The 1,532-nt window shown below is 55.2% G+C and carries 2 protein-coding genes; both read left to right on the top strand.

Features of this window, described 5'->3' with window-relative positions; all coding sequences use genetic code 11:
- On the top strand, positions 1 to 568 hold a 568-nt coding region (locus VKV29_RS12990), incomplete at its 5' end, for a sigma-70 family RNA polymerase sigma factor (protein ID WP_324201739.1).
- Between the two features lie 91 nt (positions 569 to 659).
- Positions 660 to 1,409 carry a zf-HC2 domain-containing protein gene (locus tag VKV29_RS12995; protein ID WP_324201740.1) on the top strand — a complete coding sequence of 250 codons (750 nt, stop codon included), beginning with the start codon at positions 660 to 662 and terminating at the stop codon, positions 1,407 to 1,409.
- Positions 1,410 to 1,532 lie beyond the last annotated feature (123 nt).

Consider the following 1,532-nt stretch of genomic DNA (forward strand, 5'->3'; position numbering starts at 1 on the left):
TGAACAACGACTGATTGAGCGCAGCAAAGAGGGCGATCGCCGCGCCTTCGATGCTTTGGTACGGATGCATGAAAAGCGCGTCTATAACTTGGCCTATCGTTTAAGCGGCAACTACGACGAGGCCGGCGACATTACGGTGGAGGCTTTTCTGCGCGTCTATCAGGCGATAAATAACTTTCGAGGCGACGCTAATTTCTCCACGTGGCTCTATCGCATCGTCACCAACGTCTATCTTGATCGCCGAAAGCGCCAAAAGAATCGGCAAACCCTGTCGCTTGAAGAGTATGTTGAGCTGGAAGAGAGCCAAGTAACCCGCCAGATCGAAGACCCCTCTCCTGGGCCGGAGGCGTTGGTGGAAGCACAGCAACGCCAAGAGCTTTTACAGAAAGCCATTGAGAGTTTGCCCGAATACCAGCGGGCGATGATTGTGCTTTATCATGTAGATGGGCTTTCTTACGAGGAGATCGCGGAGGTACTATCGCTGCCTATTGGTACGGTAAAATCGCGCCTTAACCGCGCACGTCTGGCCCTTCGGGAGAAGCTGGAGCCGATCCGCGAGGCGTTTTAACATGTGCGGAACATAACTTGCTGAGGCGTCGTCCAAAAAAAGTGGACTTAAAAGATGCGATGCCTCTGGCTCGTAATGGTGGATGAAACCGATGCAGTGTCAAGATGCTTTAGAACTCTTTTCGGACTATGTTTCGGGGGATATGGATAGTGCCCTGCGAGCGGCGTTTGAGGCCCACCTTCAACAGTGCCCTTCCTGTCGGGAGGGAGTGCAGGGATTTCGGCAGGTTTGGGCCGATCTCGATCTTCTGCCCAGCATAGAACCGCCTCCCTCCCTTCATGAGCGCATTCTGGCAAAACTCGATGAGGAGCCTCTTCAACGCGAGCGACCCAAGCTTTTGGGCAGTTTGCGGCAACTTTGGCGCCCCCAGGTGCTCGCGGCCGCCGCTCTCGTGCTCATTGTTCTTCTGGCGGGTCTCCAGTTCACTCCGGTTCGCCAAGCCGCTTTAGGGCTGCCGGATAGGCTGTTCGGTTGGCTGCATCCCGCTCAAAAACCGATGCCCATTCCGCAACCTACTGTGGACTGGCAGGCCAACCAGAACGGGCAAGGTGGCTACCTAGAGGTGCATTTTCAGGTGCCTGCCACCGAATCGAAGGATGCATCCCTGCACTTTACCATTGCGTTGGTGCGCCTTCAGCCTGGTTTGCCCGTATCGCAGGGCGATAAGGTGGTCGTACAGCAGGGCGTCGCTCTGGCCGGTACCCTCTACACGGCCCGCATTCAACTGGAACAACAGCCCGATCCCGCTCAGTTTTCTCTGCTCTTCTCGGCGGGGTGGGCAAACGATAAAACCGAAAAAACCCAACAGCTCGCTCTACCACCGCTCTCTAATTCCCAATAACCTGGTAGAGTTACCGTGTTGAGAAATCCTCGTGGGTTTGGAATAACCAAAACGAAGAGGTTGCAAACACGTGCAGGACGTGCATGGCGCAGATAACGAAGAGCCGCAGCCTCTTCCCTGCTA

It is taken from the genome of Chthonomonas sp., assembly GCF_035294165.1.
Taxonomy (GTDB): Bacteria; Armatimonadota; Chthonomonadetes; order Chthonomonadales; family Chthonomonadaceae; genus Chthonomonas.